Source organism: Marinitoga sp. 1155, assembly GCF_001021175.1.
GTDB lineage: Bacteria > Thermotogota > Thermotogae > Petrotogales > Petrotogaceae > Marinitoga.
In genome coordinates this window covers 35096-53954 of the sequence record NZ_AZAX01000053.1, presented here as the reverse complement: position 1 = coordinate 53954, position 18859 = coordinate 35096, and the positions used below count along the sequence as shown (strand labels likewise).

Below are 18859 nucleotides of genomic sequence, written 5' to 3'. Positions count from 1 at the left end.
TATTCTATATATTAAAAAAATTGTGTATATAGTCGATATATAATATGACACAACCTTAAGAAGGTGATAATATGATTAATCCTGTAAGTGGTGTTTCATATCAATATACACCTCAGGTAATTTCGAGTCAACCGAGAGCAGCGATATCATCATCAGTACAGCAAACATCAAAAGATTTCGAAAAACTTCTAAATGCAATAGTCTACAAACAGGATGGGTTAACCAGAAAATTAGTCAGAATTGTTGGGGAAATGTATAGTGGACAAAAACTTGATATTCTCGCTTAATGCGGGCAGTTTGCCCGCATTAAATTATTATAGGGAGGTTATTTATGTTACTGGATTTACACTCGCACTCCACTTTTTCAGATGGGACATATACATCAGAAGAATTAATTTTAAAAGCTAAAGAAAAAAAATTAGAACTGTATTCTATAACAGATCATGATAATATTAATGCCCAGAAGGAAGCTATATTTTATGCAGAAAAACATAAAGTTAATTATATAACAGGACTTGAAATTAGCTGTAAATTTAAAAATATGTTTGATATATTGGGATATAGAATAGATTTAGATAATAACGCATTAAACAAAACATTGGAAAAGGTTCAGACATTCAGGAAAAACAGAAATAAATTGATGATTGAACGTTTAAACAGTCTTGGTTTTAATATCACATTAGAAGAAGTGGCAGAAGAAGCGAAAGGAGACGTTATTGGAAGACCACATTTTGCCAGAGTATTACTTAAAAAAGGATATGTAAAAGATAGAGATGAAGCATTTGATAAATACCTGGGAGATGGAAAAATAGGGCATATACCAAAAGAAAAAATAGATCCTAAAGAAGCTGTAAAATTGATAAAGGATGCTGGAGGTTTTCCTGTAATTGCTCATCCAAAATCTTTAAAATTATCTTATACTGAATTAAAAAAAGTTATTTTAGAATTAAAAAAGCATGGATTATGGGGAATAGAAGTATATTATTTAAATCATACAGTTTCGGAAATAAAAATGTTCAGGGAAATAGCAGTTGAAACAGGATTATACATAACTGCTGGAAGTGACTTTCATGGTTCAAATAAACCAGATATCGATTTAGGAATAAAAGTTGAAGATGAATTGCTGGAAAAATCCATTAATATACTGCTAACATAGGAGTGAAAATATGGATTATATAAAAAGAGAAAAATTATCTACAAAATCATCGTTAATTTCGATAATTACAAATACACTGCTGGCAATATTAAAAATATTAATAGGATTTTTTACAAATAGTATGGCAATTCTGGCAGATGGATTTGATACAGCAACGGATATTTTAACCTCATTTATGACATTGATTGCCGGTAAGATTTCAAATCGTCCTCCAGACATTGAACATCCATATGGTCACGAAAGAGCAGAAACTATTGCAACAAAAGTTGTTTCGCTTGTTATCATATATGCAGGGTTTGAAGTTTTTATAAATTCTCTAAAAAGACTAATAAACAAAGAAATCATTATAGAAAATATAATTTATGTTGTTATAGTGGCATTTATCTCTGTAATTACAAAATATATATTATACAAATATAGATTATCAATTGGAAAAAAAATAAATAGTAATGCTATTATTGCTGATGCGTTAAATATGAGAAATGATATATTGACCTCGTCATCTGTTTTAATTGGAATAGGAATATTATATTTTACAAAAGTATGGTGGTTGGATCCGTTAATTGCAATAGGCGTTTCATTTATGATATTCAAAACAGGTTTTGAACAATTTATGGAATCATCCAATGAATTTATGGAAAGTTCACAAGAATTAAAAAAAATCTATAATGATGTTATAATTGAAGCAGAAAAATTAAAGTGTGCCAGAAAACCACATAAAGTACGTGCGAGAAAGTTTGGGCATAAAATTTTTGTAGATATGCATTTGGAACTTCCACCAGATATGACAGTAAAAAAAGCCAATGAAATATGTGCAAAACTTGAAAAAAACATAAAGGATAGAAATAATGAAATTAGAGATATAGTAATACATATAGAACCATATGGAAATGCAGAAAAAGAATGTTTTGGTCTTTCGGCAGAAAATATAAAAGATTTAAAGGGGGAATGATCTTGTATCCTGTACTTCATATCTATCCTGACAGAATAGAGCATAATGCAAAAAATTTAAAGAAACTTTGTGATAGTAGAAAAATTAAAATTACAGGAGTTACAAAAGTAGTTTCTGGAAATATTGAAGTAGCTCAAGCAATGCTGAAAGCAGGAATAACCTCAATAGGTGATTCAAGAATTCAAAACATAATACATATGAAAAAAAATGGGATTAATGCTGAATTTATAATGCTGAGAATTCCTATGAAATCTGAATTGGAATTAGTTGTTGAAAATGTAGATATTACACTTGTATCTGAATTAAAAACGGTAGAGTGGCTAAATGAAATTGCAAAAGAGAAAAACAAAATTCAGGATATAGTATATATGGTTGATGTAGGGGATTTGAGAGAAGGAGTATGGTATGAAAATGCGGTGAGTGAAATAGTTTCAGCTCAAAAATTTAGTAACATATGCTTAAAAGGAATTGGTACAAACCTTGGATGTTTTGGAGGAGTATTACCGAGTATTCAAAATATGAATATATTATTGGAAGTTAAAAATGAAATAGAAGAAATATTAAATAGAAAACTGGAAATAATTTCTGGTGGAAATAGTGCAGCATTACCATTAATAGAAAGTGGAAAATTACCAGAAGGAATTAATCATTTTAGATTGGGAGAATCTATAATTTGTGGAACTGATGTGACAAATAATAGAAACGTACCCGGAAACAGGCAGGATACAGTTATATTAGAAGCACAAATAATTGAACTAAAAGAGAAACCATCGGTACCGGTGGGAGAAATAGGGTTTGATGCATTTGGAAGAAAACCTGTTTTTGAAGATAAAGGAAAAAGATTAAAAGCCATACTGGCTATAGGAGAACAAGACATATCGCCAGATGGATTAATACCTCTTGATGAAAAAATTGAGGTGCTTCATTCAAGCAGCGATCATACCATTGTAGATTTAACTGAATCGGATAATCAATATAAACTTGGAGATACAATAAAATTTAAAATGAGTTATGGAAGTTTATTAAAAGCAATTACAAGCAAATATGTTGAAAAGAAAATTGAAAAATAAAAAAGCCCCATTTCGGGGCTTATTGGTTTATTAGATAGCTTTAACGTTTTTAGCCTGTAATCCTTTTTCGTTTTCTTCAATTTCGTATTCTACTTCTTGACCTTCTTCTAAAGTCTTAAATCCGTCCATAGCAATTGCTGTGAAATGAACGAATACGTCTTGTCCGTCTTCACCAGAAATGAAACCATAACCTTTTTTTGCATCAAACCATTTAACTTTACCTTTCATACTTTCCTCCATGTTTCTACCGAGTTACCCATTGCAACTACGGATGTGATTCTTTTCCCTTAAGGGACATATTAATTATATACCTTTTTTTTATAAATGTCAACTATAAATTAAAAGCCCCATTTCGGGGCTTGATTGGTTTTATTAGAGAGTAGTTACATTAACTGCCTGTAACCCTTTATCGTTTTCTTGAATATCATATTCTACATCCTGACCTTCTTCTAAAGTCTTAAATCCGTCCATAGCTAAAGCTGTAAAATGAACAAATACGTCATTTCCATCTTCACCAGAAATAAAACCATAACCTTTTTTTGCGTCAAACCATTTAACTTTTCCTCTCATGTTTTCCTCCATGTTTCTCCGTGTTACCCTTTGTAACTACGTGTGATTTCTCTTATAGTATATACCTTTATTATTACAAACAAACACTTTAATTATTACAGTCTGACAACAAAAGATTTTTAACAAAATATTTATAATAAACCGCAAAAAAATAACCCCTTCTGTTTTACAGAAGGGGTTATTTTTATTATTTCTCAACAACAACTCTCTTTGTATTATCGTAATTTTCTATAGTTCCTAAACTCTGAATATATTCTTTAACAACATCGGCTAATACAAATCCTGTATCGTATCCTTTTAGACCTTTTAACATTTTATAACCGTCTCCACCACCAGCAATATAGTTATTTGCAGCAACTCTATATTTTGCATTTAAATCAATAGGTTTGCCATTTACCATTACATCAACAGGTTTTTTATCTTTAATCTTATAAGTTACACCTGCAACGTGTAACCATGCACCTTTACCAGCAGGAATAGTTGCGGCGTATTCTAATACTTTCATTAAATCAGCACCAGTCATTTCAAAAACATATGTTGTATTCCCAAAAGGTAAAACTGTTAATATATCTCTATATGTAATTTTTCCTGGTTGAATTGAAGCCCTAATTCCACCACCATTTTGCAAAGCAACATCAGCACCTGTTTTCCAGATTAATGCGTCTGTAATCAAGTGACCAAGATTTGTATCTCCACTTCTTACATGTGCTCTTTCACCATCTAATAATATTTTTGTTTCTCCAATAACTTTATTCAATTCTTCTGCACCTAAAGAATAATAATAATCAGCAATCATTTTTATAAATGGATCTTCTGGAATAGGTTCTGTTACATATTCATATTTGGATTTTCCGTTTTCATCTTTTCCAAGATATTTTTTCATGTTTATAGGAATTGGAGCCCATTCATAATCTACGATTTTACCATTTTCAACCCATAAATCCAATCTTCCTAAATATTTGCCCCATTCTCCAGCCTGGACAACTATAGTTTTATTTATGTATGCAGCCTTATCCATCAATGTATGAGAATGACCATCAACGATAACATCTATGCCTTTCACGTCTTTAGCTAATTGATCAGAAGTAGTATATTCAACACCTAATGGTTGGTATTCACCATCATAACCTAAATGACCGAGAACAACGATAATATCTGCTTTTTTCTTCAGTTCAGGTAGGTATTTTTTAACTGTCTCTTCAACATTTAAGAATTTACCACCATTTAAATGAATAGGTTCTAAAATCTGTGTTTGTTCAGTTGTAACACCAAGGATAGCAACCTTAACTCCACCAACATTTTTTATAATGTATGGTTTGAATAACTGTCTTCCATCTTTTGTAACAAAATTAGCTGATAAAAATGGGAAACCAGCATATCTCTGTTGCATAAACGTTGTTTCAAGTGGATTATCGAATTCATGATTACCCAAAGCCATAGCATCAACACCCATATAATGGAAAGCTACAAAATCTGGAACAGCGTCAAGTTGATCTGATTCAGGAACACCGGTATTAGCATCTCCAGCGTGTAAAAGCAATACATTTGGATTTACTTCTCTTTCTCTGTTGACCAACGTTGCAATTCTTGCAAATCCCCCAATATCAGGATTGTGATACTCACTATAAGGCCATACATGACCATGTGTGTCATTCATGTGAAAAATAACAATATGTGTTGGAGCAGCAAAAGCAGCTACTGTCAAAAGAGTTAATAAAACTACCAAAAACTTCTTCATCATCTTACCCCCTTTAAATAAATATATACTATTTTACAAACAATCTTTTCCTTGAAAAGATTAAATCTCCGATGTTAACCCCTAAATCTCTTGAAACAACCGGACATTTAGCCATCAAAACGAAGTAAATATTTTCATTTTCTTCGCTTAATCCTTCAAAATTCCCCTGACCTTTAGAAATTATTATATCTGCTTGCTTATAAGCAATCATAAATTCCTGATTTACATCGCTTAAAAGCGTTCCTGGTATCTTACTTCCAGAAGAAATTATTTCTGAAGAAACCTCATCTAAGCCAATTTCTTTCGCATCTTCAAGTGTAACATCATTTATTATGGGTGCTCCTCTAACAACAGAAACTACGTGTAAATCAGGAAATTCTTCTTTAATTAGCTTAATGAATAATTTGTCCAAAACAATTTCTCCGGCATTATCATGTATATAAAGTAAGATTTTTGAATTTTCTAATGATTCATAAAAACTCTCAAAATCATCTAAAGCAAATTTTTTTATTTTCAAAATATTTTCCAATTCCCATTCCAACTCACCAAAAGAATTTTTAACACCATAATCTATAACATTACCAAGGGCTGATAATTTTGCTGCGTTTTTAAGTGGATTATCTGAATCTTTCAAAAAAAGATACATTTCATCAAAAACATCCAGAAATGTTTCATTTGATTGTTTTTTTTCTTCTTTAAAATAGTCTGTAGTACCTGTATATTCGCTTAATTTATCGTATATTATTCTTGCCATTTCAATAGGTTTTTTTCCATAATCCGAATATTTTAACATATCAAGCGATATATTTTTCATAATTTCAAATTTTTCTCTTTCGGTATAATTCTTAAAATCTTTATTAATTATACTTTTCATTTGATCTATAATACATACAATACATTCATATTTAGCATACATATATATTACCCCCGTGTTTTATTTCTATAATTAAATTATAGAAATAAAACTTTACAGTTTTAAATATTTAACTTGAATATACCTTTTAGATTTTATTAACCCTTTACAACAGCAACAGGAATTAATTTCACAACTTTTCTTGATATTTTTGTATTTTCTATAATAGTTATAACCTCTTCAATGTTCTTATAAGTTTCGGGGGCTTCTTCGACAATAGTGCTTTTTGACCTGGATATTAAATGTATATTTTTCTTTTTTAATTCATTAAAAACAGTTGATGAATTTAACATTTTCTTTGCCTGTCTTCTGCCAAGGATTCGACCAGCACCATGAGCAGATGAACCAAACGCTATATCCATTTCAGTTCCAGATAGGATAAAAGAAGCTGATCCCATATTTCCAGGGATAATTACAGGTTGATTATTAAAAGCTCGAGTGGCACCTTTTCTATGAACAATTAAATTATATTCTTTACCATGAATATTATGTTTTTCTAATTTTGCGATATTGTGAGTAATATCATATAATAAACTCACGTCAACTCCAAACAAATGTTTGAAAATTTTTCTAATTTTATGTCCGATGACCTGTCTATTTGCAAAAGCAAAATTAGCTGCACCATTCATTGCATAAAAATAATCCTGACCATATTGGCTGCTAAAAGGAGCATTAATCAATTGTTTATCGGGAATCTCTTTATTCCAATCTTTTAAATTATCTCTGAAAATTTTTATATAATCAGTAGCTATTTGATGACCCAAACCTCTTGAACCGGAATGCACGGAATATACAATTTGATTTTCAAACAATCCCCACTTTTTAGCAAAATTCGAATCAAAAATTTTTTCAACCTTCTGAATCTCAATAAAATGGTTTCCTGAGCCAAGAGTTCCTAACTCGTTGGAACCTCTTTTTATAGCAGTTGAACTTATTGTATTAAAATCCGTGTATATAATTTTACCGCTATCTTCAATATTATTCAAATCTTCTGGTATTCCATAATCATTATTAATAGCCCAATAAGCCCCATTTTCTATAATATTCTTCATTTCTTTTACAGAAAATTTAAATAAAGTTCTCGATCCTATTCCAACAGGTATTTCATTATAAATATATTTGATTAATAAATCGAGAGAGTCCTTAACATCATTATAAGTTAAAGGTGTAGTCATTACTCTCACACCACAATTAATATCAAACCCAACTCCTCCAGGAGAAATAATACCGCTATCTTTATCAAAAGCAGCAACACCACCAATGGGAAACCCATATCCCCAATGAATATCAGGCATTGCATATGCTGCATCTATAATTCCGGGTAAAGTTGCAACATTGAGCAATTGCTGTATAGCTTCACGAAAATCATGATTATAAATAGTTTTTGAATCTGTAAAAATTATAGCATCAACATTCATATTACCAAATTTTTTAATTCTCCAGACATAAGGACTTTCTTTAATTATTTTCATAAAAGTCACCTCAAATAAATTATAACATATTTAAAGCAAAATAGGTTTCATTATAATAAAAAAAGTGGCTTACGCCATATCAGTCTGTCGACAAAAATTTTTATACTTAAAAATAACTTTGCCTACAAACTGAGTAGCGCTTGCCACACTATATGATGTCTAAAAAGTCAAACAAGCGAAAACTCAAATATCAAAATTTCTGTTTTTTATAATGGCAAAACTGTTTTACCCAATTTTTCATTCAACACTTCACCCATAGCAGTATAAATCGCAGATGCTCCACAAAAAATACCTTCCCATCCAGCTATAACTTTAATTAAAGCATTTCCTGTAAAATCTCCAATTGCAAGCAAGAAAAAAAGTACCGTTAAACTACCAAAAACAACTTGAAGAGACTTGTTTCCGTTTAATGTTCCAAAAAACATAAATAAAGTAAATATACCCCACATCAAAAGATAAAAAGCTACAGCTGTTGAAGAAGCTGCATTACCCAGTCCCATTTTCGGTAATGTCCATATACCAACCAAAGACATCCAGAATAAACCATAAGATGTAAACGCCGTTGCTCCAAAGGTGTTATTTTTCTTCATTTCAAAAATTCCCGCAATAACCTGTGCAATTCCACCATAAAATATTCCCATAGCCATAATCATAACATTTAATTCAAAAATACCGGCATTATGCAGATTCAGCAAAACAGTTGTCATTCCAAACCCCATCAATCCAAGAGGTGCGGGATTCGCTAATTTCTCAGAAACACTAACGTTTTTTATTTCCATATCTTCTCCTCCTATAAAAAATTTTAAAATCTAAAAACCCTCGCTATTTTAATAAATAAATATTAATTTTAAGTGAAACATATCTTACAAAAAAAACCGGGATATCTATGTAAGGTTCTATACTTTTTCCAATTCTTCTCTTTTTACCAGTATTTTTAATACTAAATTTGCGTTTGAGCGGCTTTACTTTTTGGACATCGTAATTAGTTTAGTATTAGGCCGTCTAAAAAGTCTCAAATGAAGCGAAGACTCGAAGATTGCCCTTAAAATTATGAATGAAAGCCGTCAAAATTACATGGATGTAATTTTGAGCGAAACAATACACGATGTATTGTTTGAGCGACGGCTGAGAATGAATAATTTTAAGGATAAGCAATCGAGCTGTCTGAGTGAATTTGACTTTTTAGACATCATAATATCATATTAAAAAAGTTATATCATTAAATTTTTTGACACTTAATATAAATATGATATAATATGTTCGTTATAAAAATATATCTCAAATAACATTATCAAAATAAAAAGAGGTGATTTTATATGGAATTAAGAGATTTAATTCAAGCGGAAATAGAAAGATACAACAAAGATTTTAAAATTATAGAAAAAGATATAGTTTTAAAACCACAAGATGTTGCTCGATATATCGACCATACCATTTTAAAAGCAACGACAACACCAGAAGATATCAAAAGAATATGTAAAGAAGCTAAAGAATATGAATTCTTTTCTGTTTGTGTAAATCCAGTTTATGTTCCACTTGCAAAAGAGGAATTAAAAGGTTCTGATGTAAAAGTTGCTACAGTTATAGGATTTCCTTTGGGCGCAAATGCCATTGATGTAAAAGCTTATGAAACAGATATAGCTTTAAATGATGGTGCAGATGAATTTGATATGGTTATAAACGTTGGAATGTTAAAAAGTAAAGAATACAAATATGTTTATGATGAAATAAAAGCAGTTGTTGAAGCTGCTCAGGGAAAAACCGTAAAGGTTATTATAGAAACATGTTATCTAACAACTGAAGAAAAAATTGCAGCATGTGTTATATCAAAAGAGGCTGGCGCTCATTTTGTTAAAACATCTACAGGTTTTGGTACAGGTGGAGCTACAGTTGAAGATGTAGCTTTAATGAAATTTGTTGTTGGAAATAAATTAAAAGTTAAAGCTTCTGGTGGAGTTAGAAGTTTCGAAGATGCTGAAAAGATGATAAAAGCTGGTGCAGAAAGAATTGGAGCCAGTTCAGGAGTTAAAATCGTAAGTGGTGAAAAATCAGAATCTGATTATTAAAAAAACCGGATTTATCCGGTTTTTTTTTAATATTTTTTAATTTGTTAGGTTGTCTAAAAAGTCAAATTCACTCAGACAGCGATTATCCTTAAAATTATTCATTCTCAGCCGTCGCTCAAACAATACATCGTGTATTGTTTCGCACATTACATCCATGTAATTTTGACGGCTTTCATTCACGCTTAGATTTTTTGGGATAAAAAATCTAAGGGGAAAAGATTTATAATTATATAATAAAAATCTTTTATCCTATACCCGCTGTAGGCGTGTAAGGGCAATCTTCGAGTCTTCGTTTCATTTGAAATTTTTTAGACATCATATTAATTTGTAAGAACTCAAAATTTATGATAAAATATAAATAAATTGTTTAAAAAAGGTGATAAAATGAAACTTTTTTATTTCCAAGGTAAAAATTTTAGCATATCTATAAATGGTTATATAGTGGGTAAAAATGATATAGATGCGCTAAAAAATATAGATAAATCCATAGAAATAGAAAAGTTTGAATACGTAAAAAAAATAAATTTCAGAAAACTAAATACAAAAGAACATTTTAAACTGATAAAAATGCTGAAGGCGTTTATATCATCTGGACTGCAATTTTTTGATGCAATATTGTTTATAAGAGAAAATCAGGAAGTTTCACAAAAAATAAAAATAGCCCTGGACTTATTGATAAACAACATAAAAATTGGCATGCCATACAAAAATGCTATGGATTCTAATACCTATTTTGATTATGAATTTAGAAAATCATTGTCAAAAGCATCTGATAATAATGAAATGTTAAAAATATTGAAAAGACTTGAAAATGTATATGAAAATAGAATAAAAAACACACAGGAGATAAAAAATTTATTATCTTATCCTATTCTGCTCTTTTCAGGAGTAATTAGTTTGTTATTATTTTTACAATTTATGATTATTCCAATATTTAAAAGTACATTCAATACCAGTTTTAATTTTAACATATCATGGTTTCTGGTAGGGTTTATATCAAGCATAACAGCAACATTAATATTATTATTAAAAAACAAAAGAAAATTCGATAGTATATTGTATAAAATTCCAATAATAAAAAAAATATACAGGAAATATGCTTTACTGGAATTTGTTGAAACGACATTAATATTTATTGAAAGTGGGCATACAACTTATGAGGCATTTGAAAAGAGTTCAGAAATTTTGTCATCAAAGAAAATAAAAGAAGATATAATACACATCTTAAATAAACTTGAAGAAGGAAACAATATCATAGATATTCTCCAGAAAACCGATTTAAATGAATTGCTTTTTAGCATTTCACTATCAAGGGATTTAAACGATTTAAAACAGCCTTTTAAAATATTAGAAACAGAATTAAATTTTGAAATAAATCAAATAATACAACGAATAAAAAAGCTTTTAGAACCAGTGTTGATAATGGTTATATCTTTAATAATATTAGAGGTGGCATATGGGTTTTATGGTGGAATATTCAATACAATAAATAATTTAGGGTTATGAAAAAGGGATTTATATTATATGAAATGTTAATATTAATATTAATCGAAAGCATTATGTTCATCAGTTTTGCCATAGTTATAAAAAACTCTTTTTTTGATGATATAAAAAAGAGAATAGATTTTATTGAAATGATGAATTACTTTGTGCAGATAAAATATCATTCAATAAAATTTGAAGATCAAAGCACAAAAATAGTAATATCAAATAAAAGTTATTTTGATGGAATAATATATAAGGAAATACCGTATAAAACACAGGATTATACAAAAATTTTCAACTTTTACAATCTCATATTCAAAAGTCCAGGAAATACATTAAGAATAAAAGACGCAAATTTAGTAATCCTTCCTATAACCTCGTCATTTAGATGGAGTGGTATAGAATGGTGACAAAAATATATTATAACAAAAAATTTATTCATAAATACAAAAATAATAAATTTAAAAACATAAAAATAAATATAGTTGATTATTATGGAATAATAAAAGAATTCACCGGGAAAAAAGAATTGGATAAATATATAATAAAAAATTCCAGAGATAATAACATCTCAACTCAAAAAGTGAAATACATAAAATTAAAAGAAAACATATATTATCTTTATATAACCAAATTCACGAATAAATACAGATATTCGCTGTTATTTGACTATACAATTCCATTAAATTATTTATTATGGAGTACATTAAAAAATAACACAGATGAATTTATAACCTTTAGTGGAAATCAAAATAATATAGTATTTCAAAAATCATCATCGAGTTACATATATGGAATATATATAGACGAACCAATTGGAAAAAAAATAAATCTGGAAACCTTTTTTGAAAAAGAATCCATAACAAATACAATAAAAGGATTAGAAAGGGAATTAAAATGGTAGTATTCAAATCAAATGTCAGATATATACTGAATATAATTTCATATATACTGCTGATAGTTTCCATAATAATATTAACAATCTCATATTTTAAATTCCAGAATAGAATATATTTAAAAAAAATTGAACAAATAAAAATAAATCAAAATATAATAGCCGACTATAAAACAAAAATTGACACGGCAAAAAGAGCAAATGAGAAAATATATAATTTTTTGGATTTTTTAGAACAGATAAAAGCACCGGTATATATACAATCCATAGAATACACCCCTTCAACACTAAGTGCAACAATACTAATAGAAATAATAGATGGACTAAAAATAGTCTCGCCATATCAGATAAAAGAAATAGGAACCCTTGATTTATTATACAAACAATATAAAATACTGGAGCTAAAAAAATGATATACAGATATGCAATATCAATAATATTGATAATTCTCTCAATAATATTCTTAACTCAAAAACTCGAAAATAAAAAAGAGAATATAATTTCATATTTTTCAGTTTCAGATATAAAAGAAGAATATGTAAATCCAGAAATAAAATCAGAAGAAATAAATGAAATATTATCAAAATTAAAAGCGGAAAAAGGTGTGATTATAGAAAAGATTAAAATAGATTCTAATTATAACTTTGATTCAAATACATATTATTCAATATACATAAAAAGGAATATACCCACAAATACTAAAATAATAAAAGATTATGAGTTAAAAAAATACAAAATATTTGATTTTTTAAAAATAGATCTGGAAAAATTATGGCAAAATGCATCAGATGCACCAAATCCAGATTTTTTTGAGTTTTCTGGTGTAATAATAAAAGAAAATCAAAAAAAAGCATATATATATTTTAATGGGGTTTTAAAAGAAATAAATGAAAATATGCAGCTGGGAAATTACAGTGTATTGAAAATATTCAACAATGGTGTATTATTATTTGATAGAAATAAAAAACAATTTGAGGTGCTCAGATGAAAAAAATAACCTTAATAATATTTATACTATATTCCTTGATAATTTTATCATATCAAATAAAAATAGATTATATAAACAACAAAAATATTATAGAAGTTACAGGAGTTTCAACAGATACAAGAATTTTTCAAAACAATACAAAAACAGATTATAAAATACAATTTAAAAATGTCAAATTTGAAGAAAAAGAGTATATATTACCAAAAGGTCCGATAAAACTAATAAAACAATATGATAATATAATAGAAATTATAATGCTATTTCCAACGCAACTAAACATTGACAAAACAAACATTGATAAAACAAATATTGACAAAACAAATATTGAAACATCAAATAAAATAAAAATAACAGCAGAAGGGAAAAAGCGATTAAATGATGAAATATTTCAGTTTAAAAAAATAAAAGCAAAAGATTTACTTGAAATACTACTAAAAGAACTTGGGTTTAATCAATATTATTTAACCGAAATTCCTGATAAAGATATATCTTTAAATATTAAAAACTTTTATCCTGAAGATTTATTCAGATTAATTATAGATTCTACAGGCATATATTATAATTATATAGGTAAAAATAATATATACATATCGAAAAATCCATTATATAAAATCAACTATCCAATTATAAATTCAAAATACGAAAATAATGAAGATTTATATGAAGTAATACAGACTGATATAAATATATCCAGTCTTATGGAACTTATAGATATACAATATACCAGAATATATGAAGGGTTATATATTCTAAAAGGCGATAAAAATAAAATAGAAATGATAAAAAAAATAATAGCAAAAATACCAGTAAAAAAAACCATGCCAGAAGAAACAAAAAAGGTAACTGTAGAAAAAGAGAAAATATATAAAGTATTTGAATATAAAATACCTCAAAAAAACATAATAAAATTATTCAATATAGAATATACTGAGATATCTGATAATATAATATTATTAAAAGGTTTTAAAGAAGATATAAAACTTTTTGAAGAATATTACTTTCAGGCATATACACTTTATGAAAAACAAAAAACATTAAAAGAAAAAGTATTACAGCAAAAAAATGAAAAGCAAAAAATAGGAAAGTCAAATAAAACAGATATTAAACCAATGGATTTACAACAAATAGAATCGCAGGCCACAATTACAGTAATGAAAACAAAACTGCCAATAGAAAAATTATCTAATATTTTAAATTTAGAAATAAACAAGTTAACAGACGAAATATATATTATAAAAGGAAAAAATAATAATATAGATATACTGAGTAATATAATATCAAAAATCCCTCAACCGCAGGTAAATAAAATTAATAAAAAAAATAACATAAAAAACATAGAAACAGATGAAAAAATTGAAATAATAGAATCAAATTTAGATTTATATCCGTTTAATAAAATTTTTAAAAATGTTATAATCCAAAAGATAGAAAAAAATTATATAATAAAAGGAACACCACAGGCAATAAATACAATAAAAGAATTTAATGAAAAATACAATATTGCTCTAACAAATGATGCCACCAAAAATAACATTACCAATAAAATAATAACTGACAGTGCAACGGTGACCAATGACTATTACATTGCAATAAAAAATGATGAAATTGAATATTTTGAAAAAATATCAAAAAGTATAAATATAACCTATAAAATAATATATGAAAACGAAACAGGAAAGATTATAAAAATCACAGCAAATGAAAAGCAAAATGAAAAGTTTAAAAAAATATGGGCATTAAAAGAAAAAATAAAAGAAGAAAAAACAATAAAAAAAACAGAAACCATCGATAAAAACAATATTAATAGTAACAATAAAAACAAAATTGAAGAATATGAAACGCTATATAAATTGGTTGAAAATTATGCTCTGAAAAACAATATATCGTTAATCAATAATGAAAAGTTAAAAGATATAAAAATATACAATAATAAAGTTCAAAACATAGAAGACTTATTGTTAAAAAATGGATATTATATTGAAAAAGGAAAAGATATTATAATAGTAAAAGAAAAAATTCCAGAAATAATTTCCATAGAAATCGCAATAGTGGACTCATCTGTATTAGAAGAAACGATAAAAAATATAGAATCAAAAATATCATCAAAAAGCATAATAGATTCAATAAATCAGGGAATAATAAATCCTCAATTATATAAAGAAATACTGGATACCGCAATAAAAACTAAAAATATTGATTCAAAAACAAATACCAAACTGGTATCAAAGCCAAGAATAATATTAAAATCTGGGACAAAAGCGATTTTTAAATCAGTATACAGAATTCCTGTAATACAGGAAAATTCCATAAAATATATAGAGAGTGGATTAAATCTGGAAATCTCGGGCAAATATATAGAAAACAAAGACCTCATAGATTTAGATATAAGTCTAAAAGTAGGTGAGCCGGAAAAATCATCGGTGTCGAATTATAATGCGGAAAATTCGAGAGAAATAAATACAAAAATGATATTGAAAAACAATTATGTTAGCATAATAGGCGGTTTAAAAATAATGAAAGAAGAAAAATTGAATTCCGGTATTCCGCTATTAAAAGATTTGCCCATAATAGGTTTTTTATTCAAAACAAATGAACAAAGAAATAGAGAATATGATTTGAATCTGTTTATATGGCCCAAAACAGTAAATTACGGGGGCGATTAATATGAAAAGATACCCTGTTGTGGCAGGGACGTTTTATCCGGAGAATAAAAAAGAATTACTCGAAATGATAAGTGGATATTTTCCAAACATTGATAAACCAAATACTGATAAACCAAGCACTGATAATCCAGATAATGATAATCTGGATATAGATAATAAAGAAAAAAATTATATTAAACCAACGGGATTAATATCACCACATGCTGGATATATATTTTCTGGAAAAACAGCTTCATATGGATATTATGAAATCTTCAAAAAAGGTAAAATAAAATCTGTTATAATAATTGGACCTAATCATACAGGTATAGGTCCAAATATTTCTGTCTATCCAGAAGGGACATGGATTACACCTCTGGGAGAGCTAAAAATAGATAAAATGGCGAAGACAATAGTAGAAAAATTAGAAATATCAGGAGATTATTCCGCACATCAATATGAGCATTCAATAGAAGTACAACTGCCTTTTTTACAATATTTGTATGGAAATACATTTAAAATAGTACCTATTATTCTTGGTGATCAAAGCTTATACACATCTAAAAAATTAGCGGAAATATTAAACGAATTAATGAAAGATGGTATATTAATAATAGCATCAAGTGATCTGAATCATTATGAAAATCATGAAATAACCATGAAAAAAGGAGAAATGCTAATAAATGCGATACAGAGAAAAAATCCAGAATTATTATACGAAAAAGTAAAACAATATAGTATTACTGCATGTGGATACGGATGCATAAATACATTATTATACATGAATTTTGAAAAAGTAAAAATACTAAATCATACAACAAGCGCTACTGCTTTTGGTGATTATGACAGAACCGTTGGATATTTATCTGCATTATTGGAAAAATAAAATTGGAGGTGTAATTATGATAGTTGAAACTGAACTTGGAAAGGTAACCATAAAACCAGAAGTATTTAATGAAATAGTGTATAGAGCAGCATTAGAATCATATGGTACAGTTGATATAGGTAAAGGTGGATTTCTAAATAAATTAACAGCAATGCTTCAAAAACCACAGGAAAAAGGTGTTGAAGTAATAGAAGAAAATAACAGAGTTATAATAAACCTATATATTTATATGGAATATGGATTGCCTTTAAAAAGAGTTGCATCAAATGCACAGGAAAATGTATATCATAGAATAAAGGAAGCCTTGGGGGATGTCGATGTAGTTGTAAATGTAAAAGTCGTGGGAATAAAATCATAAAGAGGTGAATACAATGACAGAATTAAATGCAAAAGACTTTTATGTGGCATTCAAAAAGGCGGCCGAAACATTATTGGTAAACAAAGATGAAATAAATGCATTAAATGTATTTCCTGTCCCTGATGGAGATACAGGTTCAAATATGTCTTCAGGAATGCTTGAAGCATGTGAATGGCTTGACAAAGTTAAAAATAAGGACAAATTAAAGGATATAATGAAAAATATGAGAGACGGATTATTAATGGGAGCAAGAGGAAATTCCGGAGTTATACTTTCTCAAATATTCAGAGGTTTTACTGAAACACTTGAAGATAAAGAAACAGTAACAACAAAAGATTTTATAGAAGCATTAAAAAACGCAAAAGAAGTTGCATACCATGCTGTAATAAAACCGGTAGAAGGGACAATGCTTACATTAATAAGAAAAGTTGCTGAAAGGGCCGAAAATGAATTATCTGAAATAAAAGATTTTGAAGAATTTCTGGAAAAATTATATGAAATATCCGAAGAAGTGGTTGAAGAAACACCAAAATATCTAAAAAAATTAAGAGATGCTAATGTTGTAGATGCAGGAGCAAAAGGTGTTAGCTATATAATAAAAGGATTCAGAGACGCAATAAAAGGCGATACAACAATAAATCTAAAAGAAATAGAAAGTGCATCAGTAGAGCAGATAAAAGAAATAGCATATGAAGAAATAAAATTTCAATATTGTACAGAATGTGTATTAAAATTGAATAATCCAGAAATATCAAAAGAAGAAATAGACAAAATAAGGGCATTCTTAGAAGAACTCGGTGATTCAATCGTATTAGTTCATCAGGGAGAATTCCTGAAAACACATGTTCACACCAATAGACCAGGTAAGGTATTCGAAGAATTCATAAATTATGGCGAATTATATAAAGTAAAAGTAGACAATATGAAAGTTCAACACGAACACGTTGTAGAAACAGCTAACGCGGTAACCTCATCAGAAGAAGAGCCAGTTTACGAAACAAATAATGAAAATTGGGGCATAATAACAGTATCACCTGGTGAAGGAATAACAAAAATATTTAAAAGTCTTGGTGTAGATAAGGTTATTTTTGGCGGACAAACAATGAATCCGAGCGTAAAGGATTTTATGGAGGCTATAGAAACATTGCCTCAAAAAAAGATATTAATATTGCCAAATAATCCTAATATTATATTAACAGCAGAAAAAGTTGCAGATATGGTAAAAGACAAAGAAATACTTGTAATAAAAACAAAATATATACAGGAAGGAATTTCAGCTTTATTAGCTTTTGATGATAATATGACCTATGAAGAATTAAAAGAGGCAATAGAATCAGAAATATCTTCAATAGTGCCAATACAGGTAACCTATGCTATAAGAGATTCGGAAATTGCTGAAGAGAAAATAAAAAAAGATGAATACCTTGTATTTGTCGGCAAAGAATTAAAAGCGCATAGTTTTGATTTAACAGAGGCTGTAATAAAAGTGTTAAAAGAAAAAATCAATGATGGATATGAAATAATGACCATATTCTATGGTCAAGATATAGAATTAAAAACAGTGGAATTAATTGCAAATGAATTAATGGAAGATTTTCCGGACCTTGAAGTGGAAATTCACAATGGGTCACAACCACATTATCCATTATTAATTTCACTCGAATAGGG

Annotated in this window: 20 protein-coding genes; 14 read left to right on the top strand and 6 right to left on the bottom strand. The window is 28.2% G+C overall.

Features of this window, described 5'->3' with window-relative positions; genetic code table 11:
• Positions 1-71: 71 nt before the first annotated feature.
• Genes X274_RS10605 through X274_RS10590 form a run of 4 tightly spaced genes read left to right on the top strand, consistent with a single transcriptional unit; the run spans position 72 to position 3178 of the window.
• Positions 72-287 (top strand): hypothetical protein, encoded by a 216-nt coding sequence (locus X274_RS10605; RefSeq protein WP_047266805.1) that lies wholly within the window; start codon positions 72-74, stop codon positions 285-287.
• 44 nt (positions 288-331) lie between these two features.
• Complete coding sequence (locus tag X274_RS10600; protein WP_047266804.1) at positions 332-1156, top strand: PHP domain-containing protein; 825 nt, start codon at positions 332-334, stop codon at positions 1154-1156.
• Positions 1157-1166: 10 nt separating this feature from the next.
• Positions 1167-2108: a cation diffusion facilitator family transporter gene (locus X274_RS10595; protein ID WP_052913304.1), complete on the top strand. Its 942-nt coding sequence runs from the start codon at positions 1167-1169 to the stop codon at positions 2106-2108.
• A complete protein-coding gene (locus X274_RS10590) occupies positions 2105-3178 on the top strand; it encodes an alanine/ornithine racemase family PLP-dependent enzyme (protein ID WP_047266803.1) in 1074 nt (357 codons plus the stop codon). The genes X274_RS10595 and X274_RS10590 overlap by 4 nt, the downstream gene beginning before the upstream one ends.
• Before the next feature lie 30 nt (positions 3179-3208).
• Here X274_RS10590 and X274_RS10585 read toward each other — a convergent pair whose 3' ends face one another.
• From X274_RS10585 to X274_RS10560, 6 genes are all read right to left on the bottom strand, one after another.
• Positions 3209-3406 carry a cold-shock protein gene (locus X274_RS10585; RefSeq protein WP_047266802.1) on the bottom strand — a complete coding sequence of 66 codons (198 nt, stop codon included), beginning with the start codon at positions 3404-3406 and terminating at the stop codon, positions 3209-3211.
• Between the two features lie 144 nt (positions 3407-3550).
• Positions 3551-3748, bottom strand: coding sequence for a cold shock domain-containing protein (locus X274_RS10580; RefSeq protein WP_047266801.1), 198 nt, complete (start codon positions 3746-3748; stop codon positions 3551-3553).
• A gap of 187 nt (positions 3749-3935) precedes the next feature.
• Positions 3936-5486: a 5'-nucleotidase C-terminal domain-containing protein gene (locus X274_RS10575; protein WP_047266800.1), complete on the bottom strand. Its 1551-nt coding sequence runs from the start codon at positions 5484-5486 to the stop codon at positions 3936-3938.
• A 28-nt stretch (positions 5487-5514) separates the two neighbouring features.
• A complete protein-coding gene (locus tag X274_RS10570) occupies positions 5515-6402 on the bottom strand; it encodes a damage-control phosphatase ARMT1 family protein (RefSeq protein WP_047266799.1) in 888 nt (295 codons plus the stop codon).
• Between the two features lie 95 nt (positions 6403-6497).
• Positions 6498-7871: an RtcB family protein gene (locus X274_RS10565; protein ID WP_047266798.1), complete on the bottom strand. Its 1374-nt coding sequence runs from the start codon at positions 7869-7871 to the stop codon at positions 6498-6500.
• 206 nt (positions 7872-8077) lie between these two features.
• Positions 8078-8650, bottom strand: a complete 573-nt coding sequence (locus X274_RS10560; RefSeq protein ID WP_047266797.1) for an acetate uptake transporter — start codon at positions 8648-8650, stop codon at positions 8078-8080.
• A gap of 537 nt (positions 8651-9187) precedes the next feature.
• On the opposite strand from X274_RS10560, the gene deoC reads away from it, so the two are divergent.
• From deoC to X274_RS10510, 10 genes are all read left to right on the top strand, one after another.
• A complete protein-coding gene (gene deoC, locus X274_RS10555; RefSeq protein WP_047266796.1) occupies positions 9188-9937 on the top strand; it encodes a deoxyribose-phosphate aldolase in 750 nt (249 codons plus the stop codon).
• Positions 9938-10321: 384 nt separating this feature from the next.
• On the top strand, positions 10322-11443 hold the full coding sequence (locus X274_RS10550; protein WP_047266795.1) for a type II secretion system F family protein: 1122 nt from the start codon (positions 10322-10324) through the stop codon (positions 11441-11443).
• The gene (locus X274_RS10545) at positions 11440-11832 is read left to right on the top strand and encodes a hypothetical protein (RefSeq protein ID WP_047266794.1); all 393 of its coding nucleotides are present in this window, start codon (positions 11440-11442) and stop codon (positions 11830-11832) included. The genes X274_RS10550 and X274_RS10545 overlap by 4 nt, the downstream gene beginning before the upstream one ends.
• Positions 11826-12326 carry a hypothetical protein gene (locus X274_RS10540; RefSeq protein WP_047266793.1) on the top strand — a complete coding sequence of 167 codons (501 nt, stop codon included), beginning with the start codon at positions 11826-11828 and terminating at the stop codon, positions 12324-12326. Before X274_RS10545 ends, X274_RS10540 begins: the two co-directional genes overlap by 7 nt.
• Complete coding sequence (locus X274_RS10535) at positions 12320-12730, top strand: hypothetical protein (protein ID WP_047266792.1); 411 nt, start codon at positions 12320-12322, stop codon at positions 12728-12730. Before X274_RS10540 ends, X274_RS10535 begins: the two co-directional genes overlap by 7 nt.
• Entirely contained in the window at positions 12727-13305 is a 579-nt protein-coding gene (locus X274_RS10530; RefSeq protein ID WP_047266791.1) for a hypothetical protein, read from the top strand. Before X274_RS10535 ends, X274_RS10530 begins: the two co-directional genes overlap by 4 nt.
• Complete coding sequence (locus X274_RS10525) at positions 13302-15968, top strand: hypothetical protein (protein WP_047266790.1); 2667 nt, start codon at positions 13302-13304, stop codon at positions 15966-15968. The genes X274_RS10530 and X274_RS10525 overlap by 4 nt, the downstream gene beginning before the upstream one ends.
• Before the next feature lies 1 nt (position 15969).
• Positions 15970-16833 (top strand): AmmeMemoRadiSam system protein B, encoded by an 864-nt coding sequence (gene amrB / locus X274_RS10520; protein WP_047266789.1) that lies wholly within the window; start codon positions 15970-15972, stop codon positions 16831-16833.
• A gap of 16 nt (positions 16834-16849) precedes the next feature.
• Positions 16850-17191: an Asp23/Gls24 family envelope stress response protein gene (locus tag X274_RS10515; RefSeq protein WP_047266788.1), complete on the top strand. Its 342-nt coding sequence runs from the start codon at positions 16850-16852 to the stop codon at positions 17189-17191.
• A 13-nt stretch (positions 17192-17204) separates the two neighbouring features.
• Positions 17205-18857: a DAK2 domain-containing protein gene (locus X274_RS10510; RefSeq protein WP_047266787.1), complete on the top strand. Its 1653-nt coding sequence runs from the start codon at positions 17205-17207 to the stop codon at positions 18855-18857.
• Positions 18858-18859 lie beyond the last annotated feature (2 nt).